The 2662-nt window shown below is 70.2% G+C and carries 3 protein-coding genes; 2 read left to right on the forward strand and 1 reads right to left on the reverse strand.

Annotation, left to right across the window (positions count from 1 at the left end; all coding sequences use genetic code 11):
- Positions 1 to 63 precede the first annotated feature (63 nt).
- Complete coding sequence (locus tag ACIP4X_RS35685) at positions 64 to 507, reverse strand: GtrA family protein (RefSeq protein WP_401352527.1); 444 nt, start codon at positions 505 to 507, stop codon at positions 64 to 66.
- 213 nt (positions 508 to 720) lie between these two features.
- Between ACIP4X_RS35685 and ACIP4X_RS35690 the strand changes: the two genes are divergently transcribed.
- The gene (locus tag ACIP4X_RS35690; RefSeq protein ID WP_401352530.1) at positions 721 to 2154 is read left to right on the forward strand and encodes a molybdopterin-dependent oxidoreductase; all 1434 of its coding nucleotides are present in this window, start codon (positions 721 to 723) and stop codon (positions 2152 to 2154) included.
- Positions 2155 to 2156: 2 nt separating this feature from the next.
- Positions 2157 to 2660 carry a hypothetical protein gene (locus tag ACIP4X_RS35695; RefSeq protein ID WP_358738402.1) on the forward strand — a complete coding sequence of 168 codons (504 nt, stop codon included), beginning with the start codon at positions 2157 to 2159 and terminating at the stop codon, positions 2658 to 2660.
- Positions 2661 to 2662 lie beyond the last annotated feature (2 nt).

The raw sequence follows: 2662 nt of genomic DNA on the forward strand, positions 1-2662 counted from the left end.
GCGGAGACAGGGGGCGGGACGGTGCGTGAGGGCAGGCGTGTCGGCCACATGGGGCGCGAGGCGTCATCGGTGGCGGCGTCTGAAGACGACCATCCGCAGGACGGTGAAGCGCACCACGGTCACCAGGGCGAAGCTCGGTGCGAGCACCAGGGTCTCCGCCGCTGGTGAGGCGGTGGGCCGGTAGTGGCGGAAGAGCAGGACGGCGCCCGAGGTGACCAGGTACGCCAGGACGAACAGGCCCCCCGCGGCCAGATGCGCCTGGAGCGCCCGGACCGCGGACCCGCGAAAGGTAAGCCGGCGGTTGGCCTCCGTGTTGAGGACGGTGACGGCAAGAAGGGAGGCGAAATTGGCCGGGACGGGCGGCGACCAGTGGCGCAGCACCCAGTACAGCAGGGCCTGGGCCACCGTGGAGGCGACGCCGATCACGACGAACCAGAACACTTCCCTGGTCAGCGCGGCGCGGCCGGGCCGGGCGGAGGCGCTGCGCCGTGCGCTGAGGCGTCGCACCCCACCAGCATGAGGCCACCATGGGCCCCGTCGAGCCGTGCGGAGCGCCGGTTTCGACCGTTCGGCGGGCGACGGACACCCGCATGCACGGCAGAAACGGCGAGCCGACCCGATCTGTGCCAGTTTGCAGCTGACGACTTGACAGGCACCGACGGCGCGCTGGGGTTTGATCCGCCCTCTGAAGAGACAGCGCGGGGACACGGGAGGCAGCCGATGGACGGTGGCGGACGGTCGCCGGCCCCGGGCTCCGGCGGGCCGCAACGCCCGGGATCGGACGAGGGGCATGCACGGGGGCGCCTGGAGCGTGTTCGCGCTGCTGCGGCGGCGCGGGCCGCCAAGGGGGCCGCTCGTACCCGGGCCCTCGTGCGGCGGGTCGAGCGGACTCCTCCGCCTCCGGGGCCGTTCCGTCCCGGCTTCTGGCGCAGTCCCCTCCGCGGGCCCTGGCTGACGTCCGTGTTCGGCCTGGTCCTGCTGATCGGCATCCCGCTGATCTTCGTCACCGGGATGCTCTCCTACGCCTCCTACAACCCGGGACTCGGCCGCATCAACGACCAGACCCCGGACAAAGACCTGCTGGGCTTCTACCTCTTCGACTGGCCCACACATCCGTACTGGCTGTACCGGCTGACCCAGGGCGTGCACGTGACCCTCGGCGTGGTCCTCGTGCCCGTGCTGCTGGCCAAGTTGTGGTCAGTGATCCCGAAACTGTTCGAATGGCTGCCGGTCCGCTCCGTCGCCCATGCACTGGAGCGGTTGTCCCTGCTCATGCTGGTCGGCGGGGTGATCTTCGAATTCGTCACCGGCATCATCAACATCCAGCTCTTCTACGTCTTCCCCGGCTCCTTCTACACCCTGCACTTCTACGGCGCCTGGGTCTTCATCGCCGCCTTCGTCGTCCACGCGAGCCTCAGACTCGGACGGATGACCCGCGCCCTGCGCTCCCGCAGCCTGGCAGCCGAACTGCGCACCGACCTCGCCCACACACGGCCAGAACCCCCCGACCCCGACGGCCTGGCCCCAACCGCTCCCGCACCGCCGACGATGACCCGACGCGGCGCGCTCGCCACGGTGGGGGGCGGATCGCTCCTCCTCCTCGTGGTCACCGCAGGACAGAGCATCGGCGGCTGGCTGCGCAGCACCGCCCTTCTCGCGCCCCACAACCGTACTCCGGGCAGCGGCCCGAACGGCTTCCAGATCAACAAGACCGCAGCCTCCGTCGGCGTCACCCCCGCACGCGTCGGCCCCGCCTGGCGCCTGGAGATCCACGGCCCCGGTCCGACGCTCGTCCTCACCCGCGCACAACTCCTCGCGATGCCCCAGCACGCCGCCGCACTGCCGATCGCCTGCGTGGAAGGATGGTCCACACCCAACCAGCAGTGGAGCGGCCTCCGACTGGCCGACCTCGCCGCCCTGGCAGGCCTCCCCGACGCCGGAAGCGTCCTGGTGCAATCCGTCCAACCACCCGGCCCCTACAGCTCGGTGGTACTGCGGGACAACCAGATCCACGACCCTCGATCACTGCTCGCCCTGCGCGTCAACGACGCGGACCTCTCACTCGACCACGGCTACCCGGCCCGCGTCATCGTCCCGGCCAACCCCGGCGTGAACAACACCAAGTGGGTGCACCGGCTCACCTTCAGGACCTGACCATGGCACGCTTCGTCCGCTGGTACGGCTCCGGCCCCCTCCACCTTCTCGTCCTGATCGCCTCCTTCGCCATCACCGGCTACGCCATGGTGCGCCTGTTCGCCGTACGTCCGCTCGAGGTCGCGATCTGGTTCGTCGGCGCGGCGGTCCTCCACGACCTGATCCTGCTGCCCCTGTACTCGCTCGCCGACCTGTCGGCACAAGCTGTCCTGCGGCATCGCGCCACCCGCATGCCACAACCACCATGGATCAACTACCTGCGCGTGCCCACCTTTCTCTCCGGTGTGCTCCTGCTCGTCTGGTTCCCCCTCATCCTCGCCTTGTCGACCCCCTACCCGCGTGCCACCGGGTTGTCCATGGACGTCTACCTCGGCCGGTGGCTGGCCATCACCGCCGTGCTCTTCGCCGCCTCAGCCGTGACCTTCGCCCTCAAACTCCGCCGTGTCCGTCGAGCCGCCCGCGCCGACGAGGAACGACCCGCACCAGGTCACGACGCCGCACCATGACG

It is taken from the genome of Streptomyces sp. NPDC088817 (assembly GCF_044750345.1).
In the GTDB taxonomy this organism is placed as follows: domain Bacteria; phylum Actinomycetota; class Actinomycetes; order Streptomycetales; family Streptomycetaceae; genus Streptomyces.

Excerpts from the sequence above, each read along its gene's own strand:
- ACIP4X_RS35690 (WP_401352530.1), top strand. The coding sequence starts at position 721 with ATGGACGGTGGCGGACGGTCGCCGGCCCCGGGCTCCGGCGGGCCGCAA.
- ACIP4X_RS35695 (WP_358738402.1), top strand. The coding sequence starts at position 2,157 with ATGGCACGCTTCGTCCGCTGGTACGGCTCCGGCCCCCTCCACCTTCTC.